The sequence below is a fragment of the Pseudomonas sp. P42 genome (genome assembly GCF_017973755.1).
Lineage (GTDB): Bacteria > Pseudomonadota > Gammaproteobacteria > Pseudomonadales > Pseudomonadaceae > Aquipseudomonas > Aquipseudomonas iridis.
In genome coordinates, this window is sequence record NZ_JACOPU010000008.1 from 206,603 (window position 1) to 223,327 (window position 16,725).

The 16,725-nt window shown below is 59.6% G+C and carries 12 protein-coding genes; 5 read left to right on the forward strand and 7 right to left on the reverse strand.

The window, feature by feature from the left end; all coding sequences use genetic code 11:
- Positions 1-32: 32 nt before the first annotated feature.
- On the reverse strand, positions 33-401 hold the full coding sequence (locus H8B20_RS25090) for a PilZ domain-containing protein (RefSeq protein WP_115146536.1): 369 nt from the start codon (positions 399-401) through the stop codon (positions 33-35).
- Positions 402-560: 159 nt separating this feature from the next.
- On the opposite strand from H8B20_RS25090, the gene H8B20_RS25095 reads away from it, so the two are divergent.
- The 3 genes from H8B20_RS25095 (at position 561) to yjiA (ending at position 3,975) form a co-directional block, all read left to right on the forward strand.
- Positions 561-2,627: a carbon starvation CstA family protein gene (locus tag H8B20_RS25095; protein ID WP_042561172.1), complete on the forward strand. Its 2,067-nt coding sequence runs from the start codon at positions 561-563 to the stop codon at positions 2,625-2,627.
- A gap of 15 nt (positions 2,628-2,642) precedes the next feature.
- Positions 2,643-2,840 carry a YbdD/YjiX family protein gene (locus tag H8B20_RS25100; RefSeq protein WP_042561171.1) on the forward strand — a complete coding sequence of 66 codons (198 nt, stop codon included), beginning with the start codon at positions 2,643-2,645 and terminating at the stop codon, positions 2,838-2,840.
- A gap of 163 nt (positions 2,841-3,003) precedes the next feature.
- Complete coding sequence (yjiA, locus tag H8B20_RS25105) at positions 3,004-3,975, forward strand: GTPase (protein WP_210624912.1); 972 nt, start codon at positions 3,004-3,006, stop codon at positions 3,973-3,975.
- Between the two features lie 122 nt (positions 3,976-4,097).
- Here the strand turns inward: yjiA and H8B20_RS25110 are convergent, their stop codons facing one another.
- From H8B20_RS25110 to morA, 5 genes are all read right to left on the reverse strand, one after another.
- The gene (locus H8B20_RS25110; RefSeq protein WP_210624913.1) at positions 4,098-4,808 is read right to left on the reverse strand and encodes a GntR family transcriptional regulator; all 711 of its coding nucleotides are present in this window, start codon (positions 4,806-4,808) and stop codon (positions 4,098-4,100) included.
- A 24-nt stretch (positions 4,809-4,832) separates the two neighbouring features.
- Complete coding sequence (locus H8B20_RS25115; protein ID WP_150688161.1) at positions 4,833-5,537, reverse strand: FadR/GntR family transcriptional regulator; 705 nt, start codon at positions 5,535-5,537, stop codon at positions 4,833-4,835.
- Positions 5,538-5,621: 84 nt separating this feature from the next.
- Positions 5,622-6,935: a C4-dicarboxylate transporter DctA gene (locus H8B20_RS25120; RefSeq protein WP_150602183.1), complete on the reverse strand. Its 1,314-nt coding sequence runs from the start codon at positions 6,933-6,935 to the stop codon at positions 5,622-5,624.
- 277 nt (positions 6,936-7,212) lie between these two features.
- Positions 7,213-8,466 carry a serine hydroxymethyltransferase gene (glyA, locus tag H8B20_RS25125; RefSeq protein ID WP_210624914.1) on the reverse strand — a complete coding sequence of 418 codons (1,254 nt, stop codon included), beginning with the start codon at positions 8,464-8,466 and terminating at the stop codon, positions 7,213-7,215.
- Positions 8,467-8,714: 248 nt separating this feature from the next.
- Entirely contained in the window at positions 8,715-12,563 is a 3,849-nt protein-coding gene (morA, locus tag H8B20_RS25130) for a cyclic di-GMP receptor MorA (protein ID WP_115146539.1), read from the reverse strand.
- A 286-nt stretch (positions 12,564-12,849) separates the two neighbouring features.
- On the opposite strand from morA, the gene ettA reads away from it, so the two are divergent.
- Both ettA and gdhA read left to right on the forward strand, forming a co-directional pair.
- Positions 12,850-14,514, forward strand: coding sequence for an energy-dependent translational throttle protein EttA (ettA, locus tag H8B20_RS25135; protein ID WP_042561164.1), 1,665 nt, complete (start codon positions 12,850-12,852; stop codon positions 14,512-14,514).
- A 372-nt stretch (positions 14,515-14,886) separates the two neighbouring features.
- Positions 14,887-16,224: an NADP-specific glutamate dehydrogenase gene (gdhA, locus tag H8B20_RS25140; RefSeq protein WP_210624915.1), complete on the forward strand. Its 1,338-nt coding sequence runs from the start codon at positions 14,887-14,889 to the stop codon at positions 16,222-16,224.
- Here gdhA and H8B20_RS25145 read toward each other — a convergent pair.
- A complete protein-coding gene (locus H8B20_RS25145) occupies positions 16,209-16,715 on the reverse strand; it encodes a GreA/GreB family elongation factor (RefSeq protein ID WP_210624916.1) in 507 nt (168 codons plus the stop codon). The genes gdhA and H8B20_RS25145 overlap by 16 nt on opposite strands.
- Positions 16,716-16,725: the final 10 nt, after the last annotated feature.

Genomic DNA, 16,725 nt, shown 5'->3' on the forward strand with positions numbered 1-16,725 from the left:
GCCTTCGGCAGCTCCTGCACGGCCAGGCTTTATCAGATTTCGATCAGTGCGCCCAACTCCCGCTCCAGCTCCTGCGGATCGCCCAGATTGAACTCAATCAAACGCCGCAGGCGTTCGATCGACTCCAGGCTGATGTGCTTGCAGACAAAGCCCAGTTGGCCGCGGTCATCGTGGGTCAGTTGCACATCCATCTTGATGCCGACCTCATCATTGAGATGAATCTCCACGAGGAAATGCCGTTCCCGATCACCCAGCCACGGCTCGGGTTTTTCGATCAACAGCCCCTTGAGCGAGAGATCGATCAACTTGACTTGCCAGATGTACTCGCCCTGACTCAATTCAGTTCGGGCATCGAACGCGATACGTTTGAATCGGCGACGCTCTGCTGGGTGCTCGCTCATGGCGCAATCCTCTCGAAGGTTTGCTGACTATAGACCCGACCAGCCGGGTGCAGCCAACGATCAAGGCGTCTAGACCTATGTCGGGGTATGGCCTTTGTCGTCGTAAGCGCTAAACTCGGGGTGGCTGTCTTTCTTGTCCACCCTGGCTGGAATAATAAAATGAAAAACAATAATAGCCTGCTACGCCACTTACCCTGGCTAGTGCTGGCAATAGTAGGAGCGTGCGCCCTGGGCGTAGTGGCATTGCGCCGAGGCGAGGCCATTAACGCCTTGTGGATTGTGGTCGCTGCCGTGGCCATTTATCTGGTTGCGTATCGTTACTACAGCCTGTTCATCGCAACCCATGTGATGCAACTCGATCCGCGTCGGGCCACCCCCGCCGTGCTCAACAACGACGGTCTGGACTTTGTTCCAACCAACAAACACATTCTTTTCGGTCACCACTTCGCGGCGATTGCTGGCGCGGGGCCTCTGGTCGGCCCGGTGCTGGCGGCGCAGATGGGGTATCTGCCTGGCACACTCTGGCTGATTGCCGGTGTGGTGCTGGCGGGCGCGGTGCAGGACTTCATGGTTCTGTTCATGTCGACCCGACGCAACGGCCGTTCCCTGGGTGACATGGTGCGTGAAGAAATGGGCCGTGTTCCCGGCACCATTGCGCTGTTCGGCTGCTTCCTGATCATGATCATCATCCTTGCGGTGCTGGCGCTGATCGTGGTGAAAGCACTCGCCGAAAGCCCGTGGGGCATTTTCACCGTGATGGCGACCATCCCGATCGCGATGTTCATGGGCATCTACATGCGCTACATCCGCCCGGGCCGCATCGGCGAAATCTCCGTGGTCGGCGTATTGCTGCTGCTGGGTTCGATCTGGCTGGGTGGGCAGATTGCCGCTGATCCGGTGTGGGCCAAGGCGTTTACCTTCACGGGTGTGCAGATTACCTGGATGCTGGTCGGCTACGGTTTTGTCGCTGCTTCGCTACCGGTCTGGCTGATTCTGGCGCCGCGTGACTACCTCTCCACTTTCCTCAAGATCGGTACCATTGTCGCGTTGGCGATTGGCATTCTGGTAACCATGCCCGAGCTGAAAATGCCGGCGCTGACCCAGTTCGTCGACGGCACCGGCCCGGTGTGGAAGGGCGGTCTGTTCCCGTTCCTGTTCATTACCATTGCTTGCGGTGCGGTCTCCGGTTTCCACGCGCTGATTTCTTCGGGCACCACGCCCAAGCTGCTGGATAACGAAACCAACGCCCGTTACATCGGTTACGGCGGCATGCTGATGGAGTCATTCGTGGCGATCATGGCCATGGTCGCTGCATCGGTGATCGAGCCAGGCGTGTACTTCGCCATGAACAGCCCGGCGGCTGTCGTCGGCAGTGACGTGGTGTCGGTTGCGCAAGTGGTCACCAGTTGGGGTTTTGCGATCACGCCTGAGGCGCTGCAAGCCGTGGCGAATGACATTGGCGAAACCACCATCCTCGCCCGTGCCGGCGGTGCACCGACCCTGGCGGTGGGTATTGCGCAGATCCTGCACAGTGTCCTGCCGGGTGAAAACACCATGGCGTTCTGGTACCACTTCGCGATCCTGTTCGAAGCGCTGTTCATCCTGACCGCAGTCGACGCCGGTACTCGTGCCGGGCGTTTCATGCTGCAGGATCTGCTCGGCTCCTTCGTTCCGGCGCTCAAGCGTACCGAATCCTGGACCGCCAACCTGATCGCCACTGCCGGTTGTGTGGCGATGTGGGGCTGGTTGCTGTATCAGGGCGTGATCGATCCACTGGGCGGCATCAACACCTTGTGGCCGCTGTTCGGTATCTCCAACCAGATGCTGGCCGGTATCGCGCTGATGCTCGGCACCGTGGTCCTGATCAAGATGAAGCGTCAGCGCTACATCTGGGTCACGCTGTTGCCGGCAACGTGGCTGTTGATCTGCACCACGACCGCAGGCTTCATCAAGCTGTTCGACGCCAACCCGGCGATCGGCTTCCTGTCGCTGGCTAGGAAGTACAGCGATGCACTGGCCAATGGTCAGGTGCTTGCTCCCGCGAAAAGCGTCGAGCAGATGCAGCACGTGATCTTCAACGCTTACACCAACGCCACGCTGACTGTGCTGTTCCTGTTCGTGGTATTCAGCATCCTGTTCTATGCGCTCAAGGTCGGCATCGCTGCCTGGGGCAAAAAAGAGCGTACGGATAAAGAATCGCCATTCCAGGCCCTGCCGGATGCGTAACCAGAGGATTGCAGCATGTTCAATGACCTGAGTCGCCTCGGTAAATACCTCGGTCAGGCCGCGCGCCTGATGGTCGGCATGCCCGACTACGACACTTACGTCGAGCACATGCAAAACAAACACCCGGACAAACCGGTGATGAGCTACGAGATGTTCTTTCGCGAACGTCAAGAAGCCCGTTACGGTGGCAAGGGTGGGCCGAAGTGCTGTTGATCTGACAGCCTGAGGTTGAAGCAAGCCCCCGGTGGGAGCGAGCTTTCTCGCGAGTGCGGAGTATCAGTCGATGAATAATTTGACTGACACACCGCTATCGCGAGCAGGCTCGCTCCCACATTTGTTTTTGTGTTGTTCATTCATTTTGTGAAGGAGAAAGCGTTTGTCCTCTCCCATTCCTGTCACGGTGCTCAGCGGTTTTCTCGGCGCCGGCAAGACCACGTTGCTGCGCCATATCCTGAAAGCCGAGCACGGCCTGAAAATCGCCGTCATCGAGAACGAATTCAGCGATGCCGGTATCGACACCCAGTTGCTGGGCGACGAGCCGGTGCAGGTCATGACCCTGGCCAATGGCTGCGTCTGCTGCACCATCCACACTGATCTGACCAAGGCTCTGTACCTGCTGCTTGAACGCCTGGACAGCGGCGAGATCGCCTTCGATCGTCTGGTCATCGAGTGTACCGGTCTGGCCGATCCGGCACCGGTCGCGCAGACCTTTTTCATCGACGAAGAATTGCGCGAGCGTTACTTGCTCGACGGCATCATCACCCTGGTCGACGCAGCTCACGCCGACGTGCACCTGACCCAGACCATCGCCCAGGCGCAAATCGGTTTTGCCGACCGTTTGCTGGTGAGCAAGACCGATCTGGTGGACGAAGCCGCGTTCACCGCGCTGAGCGAACGTCTGACCCGAATCAACCGGCGTGCGCCGATCCGCGTGGTCGAGCATGGCAACATCGATCTGGCCGAACTGCTGGATGTGCGCGGCTTCAACCTCAATGCCGATCTCGGTGGTGGCCTGAGTCTGCGCCCGGTGAGCAAAGCACCTTCGATCGATCGCATCTCAAGCCTGGTACTGCGCACCGATCAGCCGCTGGATATCGATCAGCTCAGTGAGTTCATGAATGAACTGCTGGAAGAACATGGCAAGCAATTGCTGCGTTACAAAGGCGTGCTGAACATTGCCGGGGAGGATCGCCGGTTGGTGTTTCAGGGCGTGCTGAAACTCTACGGTTTCGACTGGGACACCGAATGGGGCGAGGGTGAGAAACGCGAGAGTGTGATTGTGTTTATTGCCGATGATTTGCCGGAAGGGAAGATTCGGGCGGGGTTTGCCAAAGTGGTGGCGAGCTGATGGATCTTCAGCGTCAGTGATGACGCTATCGCGGGCAAGCCCGCTCCTACAGGTCAAGCGTCGGTCATGAATGCTGTCGGCATCTTGACCACTGTGGGAGCGGGCTTGCCCGCGATGGCGATCTAGCCGACGACGCAGCGGTCATTGACGGAATACAGGAGGGTGTCCTCCAGATGATCCAGATGTTGATTCATCAGCATGCTGGCTCTGCAAGCATCCCCACACTCCACCGCCTCAACCAGTGCCAAATGCTCCTGCCACGCGCAACAGTTGTGCGTAGTCCCGCCACACCGCGCAATGGCCAGTGACGTCAGCGGCACCAGACTGCCAAGAAAATGCGCCAACGGTGCATTCCCCGCCATCCGCGCCAATTGCAGATGAAACTCCCCGGACAAGCGAATCGCCGCGCCCCGCCGATCCTGCTCCACAGCCTGCCGTTCACGCTCGATCAGCGCTCGTAGACGTTTCAAGCCGTCAGCCTGTGGGCGCTGGCACGCCAGGCGCACGAGCGTGTTTTCAGCCAGTCGCCGCGCATGCAACGTCTGTCGATTCTGTTCCGCGTCCGGCTCGGCCACCCGTGGCCGATGATTGGTGCGCAATACGATGACGTGTTCGTTGCACAGCTGCGTCAGCACCCGGCGAACATCTGCGCGGCTGGCGCCGAACATCTGCTTGAGACTGTCTTCGGTGAAGCGGCTGCTCGGGTCGATGCGCTGCTCCAGAATCGCGTCGAACAGTCGCGGATACAGATCATCATCCGGCGCGCGCAGGCGGGAGAAGGGCAGGGCGGCAGACATCTGGCGAGGGTGCGACGGCGAGGCAAGGCTGTTCATGGCCGGTCTCCAGTGTGAAATATTTCAGTTGCTCAAGTGGTCGTCCGGAATGTTCATCTCGATGCCCATCCGCTGCGCCTCACGCAGAATGTGCCGGCGCATTTCAGCGCTGGCCTGCGCGCTGTTCTTACTGCGGATCGCACGGACCACGGCTTCGTTTTCTTCCAGCCGTTCGGCCAGATGTTCCGGGGAGTTGCGCAGCACCTCGGCGCTTTGCTTGAGGGCGTTGCTGGTCTGCTGCACCACACTCTGGAAAATCGGGTTTGAAGTCAGGGTGAACAGCTCTTCATGGAAGGCAACGTAGGCGCTGACTCCGGCTTCGCTGTCGCCGGCTTCAAGGGCTTCGCGCATGTCCATCAGGGTCAGGCGCAACTGGCCGACTTCCTTGCTGCTGATCGACTGCGCCACCAGGCCGACAATGAACGGTTCAAGGGTGTAGCGCAGTTGCAGCACGTCTTCGAGACTGGCGCCGGCCACCGCGCTGTCGTGGCTCTGGCTGTCGCTGAGTTGCGCGTCGAGCACCACCACACCTTTGCCGGGCATTGAGCGGACGAGGCCGAGGGTTTCCAGGACGATCACTGCTTCGCGCAGGCTTGGGCGGCTGATACCCAGTTGTTCGGCCAGTTCGCGCTGGCCCGGCAACATGTCGCCGGAGCGCCACTGACCACGGGCGAGTGCGGCGCGGAGTTTTTCTACGACTGAGTTGACGACGGTGGATGTGGTAATCACTTGTCTTGCTCCATGTGCCTGTGAGGGCGGCCGCAGACGACGAACAAAGGATCGACGCCTGCGGCACCTCCCACAGGGTTGAAATCAGAACTCCTGCTGGTGCGCCGGAGTTGCTGTTTTACGCGGTTGAAAGGTGTAGCCCTGCTGACCGCTGAGTACTTTATTGGCTCGCTGCACATCAATGTCCTTTTCCCAACGGGCAATGGCCACGGTGGCGACGCAATTGCCGATCAGGTTGGTCAGCGCGCGGCCGATGCCCATGAACCAGTCCACCGCCAGCACCAACACCAGGCCGACCACCGGAATCGCCGGGATTGCCGTCAGCGTCGCCGCGAGAATCACCAAGGCCGAACCGGGAATACCGTGGGCGCCTTTGGAGGTAATCAGCGACACCAGCAGAATCGTCAGCAAATCAGTCATGGCCAAAGGCGTGCCGGTGGCGTTGGCGATGAAGACGATGGCCAGCGTCAGGTAGATCGAGAAGCCGTCGAGGTTGAACGAATAACCGGTGGGGATCACCAGCCCGACGGTCGAACTGCCGATGCCCAGGTGTTCAAGTTTGCGCATGATCTGTGGCAACACGGCATCCGAGGACGCGGTGCCCATGACGATCAGCAGTTCTTCGCGCAGGTACTTGAGCAGCGGCCACATCCGCAGGCCGGACGCACGCATCACCAGGCCCAGAATCACGCTGACGAACGCGATGCAGGTCAGGTAGAACAAGCCGACCAGGCTGCCCAGATGTTGCAGGGAATCGATGCCGTATTTGCTGGTGGTGAAGGCGATGGCGCCGAACACGCCGATCGGTGCCAGACGCACGATCATGCCCATGATCCGGAAGATCACATGGCTCAGTTCGTTGATCAGTCGCGATATGCCGGAGGCCGCTTCGCCGACCAGATTCAAAGCGCTGCCGAACAGTACCGAGAACAGCAGCACTTGCAGAATGTTGTTCTCGGCAAAGGCGCCGATCACCGATGTCGGGATCAGGTCCATGAGGAACTGCGTGGTGGTGTGCATGTGCTGGCCGCGCTCGGCCAGATCGCCCATGTCGGCCGTGGACAATTGCTCCAGGTGGATATTCGCACCGCTGCCGATGCCGGTGCTGAAGGCGAATACCAGACCGATCACCAGCGCGATGGTGGTCAGCACTTCAAAGTAAATAACCGACTTGAGACCAATCCGGCCGACCTTCTTCAGGTCGCCCGCGCCACTGATGCCGCTGACCACTACGCAGAACACGATCAGGCCGATGAGCATCTTGATCAGTTTGATGAAACCGTCGCCGAGCGGTTTGAGCTGGGCCGAGTATTCCGGAAGGGTCAGCCCACAGACGATGCCGAGCACCAGTCCGAGAACCACTTGGAGGAAGATTGAACGCGAGCACCATCTGAGCATGGGAGAAATCCTGGTCGGTGTCCTGGCTGCCGTACGCGGGGCGTATCAGATTCAGGACTTAATTATTGTGGTCTTACCGGTATGTCCAGTGCGAGTGCAGTCTAGGCGCTGTTTTTTATCAATCGCAAGTGAAAAATGACGAATTGGCATGACCGGTCTGACCAGTTGAGCGGTGAGTCCCATTCTTGAGCGGTTCAGGCGTTTGAAAATATTTCAGGCGAAAAAAAACCGGCCAATCACTTGGCCGGTTTTTCATGCTGCGGGTTTAGCGTCGCAATTAAGCGCCGTATACCGGCAGTTTCTTGCAGATGGCTTTGACTTTCTCACGAACGGCGTCGATCACCGCTTCATTGGAAAGATCTGCCAGGATGTCGCAGATCCAGCCGGCCAGCTCTTTGCACTCTGCTTCCTTGAAGCCACGAGTGGTCACAGCCGGAGTACCGAAGCGCAGGCCGGAAGTTACGAACGGCGAGCGTGGATCGTTTGGCACGGAGTTCTTGTTCACGGTGATGAACGCTTTGCCCAGAGCGGCGTCGGCGTCTTTACCGGAGATTTCCTGCTTGATCAGCGACAGCAGGAACAGGTGGTTTTCAGTACCGCCGGAAACCACGTCGAAACCGCGCTCGATGAACACGCTGGCCATGGCCTGGGCGTTTTTCACCACTTGTTGCTGGTAAGTCTTGAACTCAGGCTGCAGCGCTTCCTTGAAGCAGATCGCTTTGGCGGCAATCACGTGCTCCAGCGGGCCACCCTGGGCGCCCGGGAATACGGCGGAGTTGAGCTTCTTCTCGATGTCGGCGTTGGCGCGAGCCAGTATCAGGCCGCCACGTGGACCGCGCAGGGTCTTGTGCGTGGTGGTGGTCACGACGTCAGCGAAAGGCACCGGGTTCGGGTAAACGCCCGCGGCAACCAGACCGGCCACGTGAGCCATGTCGACGAACAGGTAAGCGCCAACCTTGTCAGCGATTTCGCGGAAACGCGGGAAGTCCAGGATCTGCGAGTAGGCAGAGAAACCGGCCACGATCATTTTCGGCTTGTGCTCAACCGCCAGACGCTCGACTTCGTCGTAGTCGATCAGGCCGTTGGCGTCGATGCCGTACTGGATAGCGTTGTACAGCTTGCCGGAGGAGGAAACGCTGGCGCCGTGGGTCAGGTGACCACCATGGGCCAGGCTCATGCCCAGAATGGTGTCACCGGCCGACAGCAGGGCCAGGTAAACGGCGCTGTTGGCTTGCGAACCGGCGTGCGGCTGAACGTTGGCGTAGTCGGCACCGAACAGTTCTTTGGCGCGGTCGATGGCCAGTTGCTCAACGATATCGACGTACTCGCAACCACCGTAGTAGCGCTTGCCCGGATAACCTTCGGCGTACTTGTTGGTCAATACCGAGCCTTGAGCTTCCATCACCGCTGGGCTGGTGTAGTTTTCCGAAGCGATCAGCTCGATGTGCTCTTCCTGGCGCACGGCTTCTTGCTCCATGGCGGCAAAGAGATCGGCGTCGTACTTGGCAATAGTCAAATCACGGCTGAACATGGCGGTCCTCAAGGATCGGGGGCAGAAAAGGGGGGCATTCTAACCCAACCGCTTTTGGATGGCATATGAAACGACATCATGTCGCAGACAAGTGGCGCTCATCACAGATGTGCGGTGCTTTTGCTGGCCCCATCGCTGGCAAGCCAGCTCCCACAGTAACCGGGGTGGCCGCTGGGTTGTGTGATCGATATCAATCGCTGTGGGAGCTGGCTTGCCAGCGATGAGGCCAGGAGCCTCACCCCAAAAACTCAGTCGAACATGAACAGCGCATCATTGCTGAACTGCGCCTCAAACCGTCCCGCCGGCATTGGTCGCCCGAACAGATACCCCTGAACCTCATCGCAGCCATGCTCACGCAGGAAGTCCAGTTGTTCATGGGTTTCCACGCCCTCGGCAATCACCGCCAGATTTAGGCTGTGAGCCATGGCGATGATCGCACGGGCGATCTGCGCGTCTTGCTCGCCTGACGGCAGGCCATCGACGAAGGTACGGTCGATTTTCAGCACGTCGATCGGGAACTGCTTGAGGTAGTTCAGCGATGAGTAACCGGTGCCGAAGTCATCGACCGCGATGCTCAGGCCGAGGTTTTTCAGGCCGGCGAGGATCTGCATCGCTTCGCTGACTTCACGCATCAGAATGCTTTCGGTCAATTCCAGCTCCAGACAGGCCGGTGGCAGACCGGTTTCGCGCAGGATCGTGGCGATCCGCGTACCGAGCTGGCCGTCGGAGAACTGCCGCGCCGAGATGTTCACCGACACCTTCGGCACGCGCACACGGTTCTGGTGCCAGGTCTTGAGCTGACGGCACGCCTCGCTGATCACCCAGTCGCCGACATCGACCACCAGCCCGAGCTCTTCCAGCACCGGAATGAAATCTCCCGGCGGCACCAGTCCGCGACGCGGATGACGCCAGCGCAGCAGGGCTTCGGCACCGGTCAGACGTTTGCCGTCGCCGCTGAATTGCGGTTGGTAATACAGGACAAATTCGTCTTGTTCCAAGGCATGGCGCAGGTCGCTTTCCAGCTCCAGACGCTCCAGTGCACTGGCGTTCATGTCGGCCTGATAGAACTGGAAGTTGTTTTTGCCACGCTCCTTGGCGTGGTACATCGCGGTGTCGGCGTTCTTCATCAACTGGCTCAGTTCGTTGCCGTCCTGCGGGCTGAGGGCGATGCCGATACTGGCGGTGACAAAGAACTCACGACCTTCGAGCACGAACGGCCGCACCAGACTGGCGAGAATCTGCTCGGCGACATGAATCGCCCGGTTCAGCGCCAGTTCGCGGCTGGAACGATGTTGCAGCAGCAAGGTGAATTCATCGCCGCCCATGCGCGCCACGGTGTCGTCATCGTCGACGCAGGCCAGCAGACGTGTGGCCATGTCTTTCAGCATGCGGTCGCCGGCCGCGTGGCCGAGGGAGTCGTTGATCGGCTTGAAACGGTCGAGGTCGAGGAACATCAGCACCACCCACGACTTCTGCCGGTCGGCCGATTGCAGCGCGGTGTGCAGACGATCCTGGAACAGCGTGCGGTTCGGCAGATGGGTCAGGGCGTCGTAGTAGGCGAGGCGGTGAATCCGCTGCTCGCTGGCCTTGCGCTCGCTAATGTCACTGAAGAAGCACACGTAACTGGCCAGATCGCCCTCGTCATCGAGCACCGCGGTGATGCCGACCCACGCCGGGTAATGCTCGCCGTTTCGGCGCTTGAGCCAGACCTCGCCTTCCCACGTGCTGTGCTGATGCAATTGCTTGAGCACGTAACGCAGGTGTGCGTCCTGTTGTTCGTCGACGGTGAGCATGTTCGGCAACTGGTCGAGGACTTCGGCCACCGCGTAACCGCTGACCCGGCTGAAGGCTTCGTTGGCCTGGACGATGTAACCGGCCGGATCGGTGATCAGGATCGCCGAAGTCGAATGTTCGAAAACCGTGGCGGCCATGCGCAGGTCTTTTTCGGCGCGGCGCTGCTGGCTGATGTCGCGTCCTACGCCAAGCACGCCTTCGAACGCACCGTGTTCGTCCCACACCAGCACCAGGCGCAACTCGATCGGGATCTTGCGGCCGTCGGCGCGCAGGCAGTCGAACAGGAACAGCTGGGTCTGGACCTGATTGCGCAACAGCGCCAGTTGCTCGGGTTTGTCCAAAGCCTTGCTGACCCGATCCATCAGGGCGTGGATGCCATTCAGTTGCTGCGGGTTGGCGATGGTCGATTGCCAGCCGTTCTGAAAAATCCACTCGACGTCATAACCCAGCACCGCTTGCACCGAGGGGCTGACGTAGTTCAGCGACAGCTTGCTGTCGGTGGAGAAGATCACGTCGCTGATGCTTTCGGCGAGCATGCGATAGCGCTGCTCGCTGTCGCGCAGGGATTCGCTGGCCTCGATCTGCTCGGTGATGTCCTTGGCCACCCCGATGATCCGCGTGACCTGATCGTGCTTGTCGCGGGCCAGTGCCTGTTCACGGATATCGAAGCGCCGCCATTCGCCGTCGCGATGGCGGAAGCGCAACTGACATTGCAGCAACTGGCTGTAACCGGCGTGGCGCTGCATCTGCCGCGAGCGGTGGTAATAGTCGGCATCTTCGGGGTGCAGCAGGATTTCCCAGAAATACTCGCCCATCTGATGCAGTTCGCTGCGGTTGTAACCGAGTGTCTGGCCGAGGTGGTGGTTGCTGAAAATCATCCGCTGGCTGATCACATCCTGCACGTACAGGTGATCCGGCACAGTACGCACCACGTCGGACCAGAAACCTTCGCGTTCCAGCAGCGACAGTTCGATCAGTTTGCGGCTAGTGATGTCGTTGATGCTGAGGATCACGGCTTTGTAGTCATGCTGCTCGGTGGGGAGGCGCAGCACCATCCACAGATGCTGGTCACGACCATTGATGTCGGGCAGTTTGATTTCCAGTTCCAGCTGCTTTTGCTGCTGCAGCACGGCATCCAGAATCTGATGGCCGATCGCGCAGTGACGGTGCGGATGGCCGTCGATCAACAGTTGCCAGGCGTCGTCACAGGAATTGACGTTGAGCAGTTGCAGCGCCACCTGATTGACCTCGGTGACGCGCAGTTCCTGGAGCAATTGCTGGCGCTGTTGCGGCTGATCGAGCCAGGCCTTGAGCTGGTCGCTGGTCTGGATCTGCACCTTGTCGAAAAATTGCTTGAGACCGGACAGGTCGAGCACGCAGAGGGCCACGCCGGTGCCCTCGAAAATGTCCTGATACCGGCGACGACCCTCATGCAGTTGGCGCTGACGGCGGCGCATGTTCAGCAGCGCAATCACCGGCAGCATCGAGAAGGCCAGGCCCAGCAAGCATTTGCCGATGAACGCCGGCAGCAACTCTTCAAGCACACGTCGACGGTCGAACAGGCCGCGCAACTGCCAGTCGCTGCTGCTCAGCGGCACAGTGAGCACGGTGTTGGCCAGATCATCCGGGCTCAGCACGCCAGGCCTGGCCGACGACGGTGCCTCATCGCGGCTGATGATCTGATGGTTGAGACGGTTTTCCACCAGCCACAGTGGACGCAGGCCGGTTTCACTTTGTTTGGTCAGCGAGTCGAAGAAGATCGGCGCCAGGCGCAAGACCCAGTAGCCGCGCGTGTTGCCGCTGGCCTGATGCAGCAGCAAATGCACCAGAGAACCGTCGTCCGCGTTGCTGAAGTAATGCGCCTGGGAGCGGCTTCGGCGCACCAGTTCAGTCAGGTAGTCGGCGTCGGAACTGTCCGCTGCGCTGTCACTGATGATTCTGCCGGACGGACTGAGCAGCGCCATGCTGCGCAGACCGGGCAGCGATTGCTGGAGCTTGCGCAGCAACGCCTGCTGTTCGTCGGCTGACTGCGGCTGTTCGACGATCGGTAGCAGATTGAGCGCGATTTGCGCGTTCAGCGCCATGTTCAGGCTAACCTGCGAGGCGAGGTCGGCGGTGTAATCGATGGTGTACTGGCGCTGGTTTTTCTGGGTTTCGCGCAATTGGTCGAGCAATTGCCAGAACAGCAATGCCAACAGCAAAAGCACGAGTGTCGCCAGCGCACCCTTTAATGTTCCGCGCAGGGGCGAGCCTGGCGCCGGTTGGGTGCTGCTCACAGAGGCTGGCGGAGTGACATTGGACAAGCTGTAATCCTGCGGTCTGGCTGGACTGGCGCGACATGCACTATAAGCCGGACGCCCGAAGGGCGGCTAGCATGCCTTGAGTTGTGGCGAAGTGCCAGCCCCTAACGGGTGGACTGCCTTCTATCATTAAGGTAGCTTTGCCGGTTACGCGGGAGCGTTCCAGCTCCTACAATCAGACTTTTTCTGCGCGCACGCATTGATGACTATCAAGTGAACGACGCGCATCGGTCTGGCCGGGCATCGCCTGCGCTCCAATCATTCATCTGTCACTGACCCAAGGTTCTCCATGGCTCAATACGTCTTCACCATGCATCGGCTGGGCAAAGTTGTTCCGCCGAAGCGGGAAATCCTCAAAAACATTTCGCTGTCCTTCTTCCCCGGCGCCAAGATCGGCGTGCTCGGCCTCAACGGTTCGGGTAAGTCCACGCTGCTGAAAATCATGGCAGGCGTCGACACCGAGTTTGAAGGCGAAGCCCGTCCGATGCCGGACCTGAATATCGGTTATCTGCCGCAAGAGCCGCAACTTGATCCGACCAAGACCGTGCGTGAAGTGGTCGAGGAAGCGGTCAGCGTGATCAAGAACGCCCAGGCACGCCTGGACGAGGTCTACGCGGCTTACGCTGAAGAAGATGCCGACTTCGACAAACTGGCTGCCGAACAGGCCAAGCTCGAAGCGATCCTGCAAGCCAGCGACGGCCATAACCTGGACCGTCAACTGGAAGTCGCCGCCGACGCGCTGCGTCTGCCGGCCTGGGACGCCAAGGTCGAATTCCTCTCCGGTGGTGAAAAACGTCGTGTGGCCCTGTGTCGTCTGCTGCTGTCCGCTCCGGACATGTTGCTGCTCGACGAACCGACCAACCACCTGGACGCTGACTCCGTGGCGTGGCTGGAGCACTTCCTGCACGACTTCCCGGGTACCGTGGTTGCGATCACGCACGACCGTTACTTCCTGGACAACGTTGCTGGCTGGATTCTGGAACTCGACCGCGGCGCGGGCATTCCTTACGAAGGCAACTATTCGGGTTGGCTTGAAGCCAAGTCCGATCGTCTGGCTGCCGAATCCAAACAGCAGTCGGCTCACGAAAAAGCCATGAAAGAAGAACTGGAGTGGGTGCGCAAAGGCGCCAAGGCCCGCCAGTCGAAATCCAAGGCTCGTCTGCAACGCTTCGAAGAAATGCAATCGCAGGAATTCCAGAAGCGTTCGGAAACCAACGAGATCTACATCCCGGCCGGCCCGCGTCTGGGCGACAAGGTCATCGAATTCAAGAACGTTTCCAAGGGCTACGGCGATCGCGTGTTGATCGACAACCTGTCGTTCTCGATGCCGAAGGGCGCCATTGTCGGCGTAATCGGCGGTAACGGTGCCGGTAAATCGACCCTGTTCCGCATGCTTATGGGCAAGGAGACACCGGATTCGGGCAGCATCGAAGTCGGCGAAACCGTGCAACTGGCGTGCGTCGACCAGAGCCGCGAAGACCTCGATGGCAGCAAAACCGTGTTCCAGCAGATCTCCGACGGTTCTGACCAGATCCGCATCGGCAACTACGAGATCCCGTCGCGTACCTATGTCGGTCGCTTCAACTTCAAGGGTGGCGATCAGCAGAAGTTCGTCAAGGACCTGTCCGGCGGTGAGCGCGGTCGCCTGCACCTGGCGCTGACTCTGAAAGAGGGCGGCAACGTCCTGCTGCTCGACGAACCGTCCAACGACCTCGACGTTGAAACCCTGCGTTCGCTGGAAGAGGCCCTGCTGGACTTCCCGGGCGCCGCGATTGTGATCTCTCACGATCGGTGGTTCCTTGACCGCGTCGCGACCCACATCCTGGCGTACGAAGACGACTCGCAAGCGATCTTCTTCGAAGGTAACTACACCGAGTACGAAGCCGACCGCAAAAAGCGCCTCGGCGAAGCAGCGGCCCAGCCACACCGGGTACGCCACAAAAAACTGGCCTGATTCGGGTTGGTTGCATGAAAAAGCGGAGCCTTCGGGCTCCGTTTTTTTTGCTTTGATTTTTTCGAGGGTACCGAGGTGGATTCATCGCTGGCAAGCCAGCTCCCACAGGATTTGTGATGTGCCCGGAATAGGTGAGCACTGCTGAAACTGTGGGAGCTGGCTTGCCAGCGATTGGGGTGTAACTGTTGGTGCATCACTTGGATTTCGCCTCCCCATTCGGGGGCAAAAACGGTTCAAAAACGCTCTGATTTATATCCTGTGCACCATTTAATTTCATATCTGCGACATCTTGCGCTGTTCCTGTGCGCATTTCGTTTGCTACAGTCCGGCTCAATTTCTTCCAACGATAATAAATTTGCCGAGACTTTTTCCATGATCGAATCCGTCGAATCCTTCCTCGCACGCCTGAAACAACGCGACCCGGATCAACCCGAATTCCACCAGGCTGTCGAAGAAGTCCTGCGCAGTCTGTGGCCGTTTCTTGAGGCCAATCCGCGTTACCTCACCTCGGGGATTCTGGAGCGCATCTGTGAGCCGGAGCGGGCGGTGGTGTTTCGCGTGTCGTGGGTCGACGATCAGGGCAAGGTCCAGGTCAATCGCGGTTTCCGTATCCAGATGAACAGCGCCATCGGACCGTACAAGGGTGGCTTGCGTTTCCACCCATCGGTGAACATGGGCGTGCTGAAGTTTCTCGCCTTCGAGCAGACTTTCAAGAACTCGCTCACCTCGTTGCCAATGGGCGGCGGCAAGGGCGGCTCGGACTTCAATCCGAAGGGCAAGAGCGACGCCGAAGTCATGCGGTTCTGCCAGGCGTTCATGAGCGAGCTGTATCGCCATATCGGTGCTGATGTTGACGTGCCGGCCGGCGACATCGGCGTCGGTGCGCGGGAGATCGGATTCCTGTTCGGTCAGTACAAGCGCCTGAGCAACCAGTTCACCAGCGTGCTGACCGGTAAGGGCATGACGTACGGCGGCAGCCTGATTCGCCCGGAAGCCACCGGTTTTGGCTGCGTGTATTTCGCTGAAGAGATGCTCAAGCGCCGCCAGCAGACCGTTGAAGGCAAACGCGTGGCGATCTCCGGTTCCGGCAATGTTGCGCAATACGCCGCGCGCAAGGTCATGGATCTGGGCGGCAAGGTGATTTCCCTGTCCGACTCCGAAGGCACGTTGTATTGCGAAGGCGGGTTGAGCGAAGAACAGTGGCTGGCGCTGCTGGAACTGAAAAACGTCAAACGCGGACGGATCAGCGAATTGGCGGCAGCCTACAACCTGGAGTTCCGCGCCGGTCAGTTGCCTTGGTCGCTGGCCTGCGACATAGCGCTACCGTGCGCCACGCAAAACGAACTCGACGCCGAATCCGCCCGCTTGCTGCTGCGCAACGGCTGCGTGTGTGTGGCCGAAGGCGCGAACATGCCGACCACTCTGGAGGCTGTGGATATCTTCATCGAGGCGGGGATTCTGTTCGCGCCGGGCAAGGCATCCAATGCGGGCGGCGTGGCCGTCAGCGGTCTGGAAATGTCGCAGAACGCCATGCGCCTGTTGTGGACGGCGGGCGAGGTGGACAGCAAGTTGCACGCGATCATGCAGTCGATCCACCACGCCTGTGTGCATTACGGCGAAGAGAACGGGCGGATCAACTACGTCAAAGGCGCGAACATCGCAGGTTTCGTCAAAGTCGCCGACGCGATGCTCGCTCAGGGTGTGGTCTGATTCGGCTCGATGCGAATCACTTCAATCATTTGATCGCCGGCGGGGCGCTGCCATAGCACCTCGTCATTGAGCCGGGCGCCAAGCAGGGCCCGGCCCAACGGGGAGCCCCAATTGATCAGGCCTTTGGCTGCGTCGGCCTGATCCTCACCGACCAGTTGCACGCGGCGTTCGGTGTCGTGTTCGTCGGCGTAGGTCACCCAACTGCCGATTTGCACTTTGTCGGTAGACGTCGCGGCGACGGCGACTTGTGCGCTGCCGAGGCGCTGATTGAAATAACGCAAGTCTCGTTCGAGATCGGCCTGACGTTGTTTGTCGGCCTGTTCACCTTTTGCCGTTTGCTCGGCGTGCAAGGCTTGCAGCTCGGCGACTTTCACCTGCAACTGTTGCAGACCTTGCTGTGTGACGTAATTGGGCTGCGCGCTGACCTGCCGTTCGACTGGCTGATCGGCTTGCGCGGCGGCGTTGTCTTCGTTGACGAAAGCACGGCTCATGGTGTCCTCC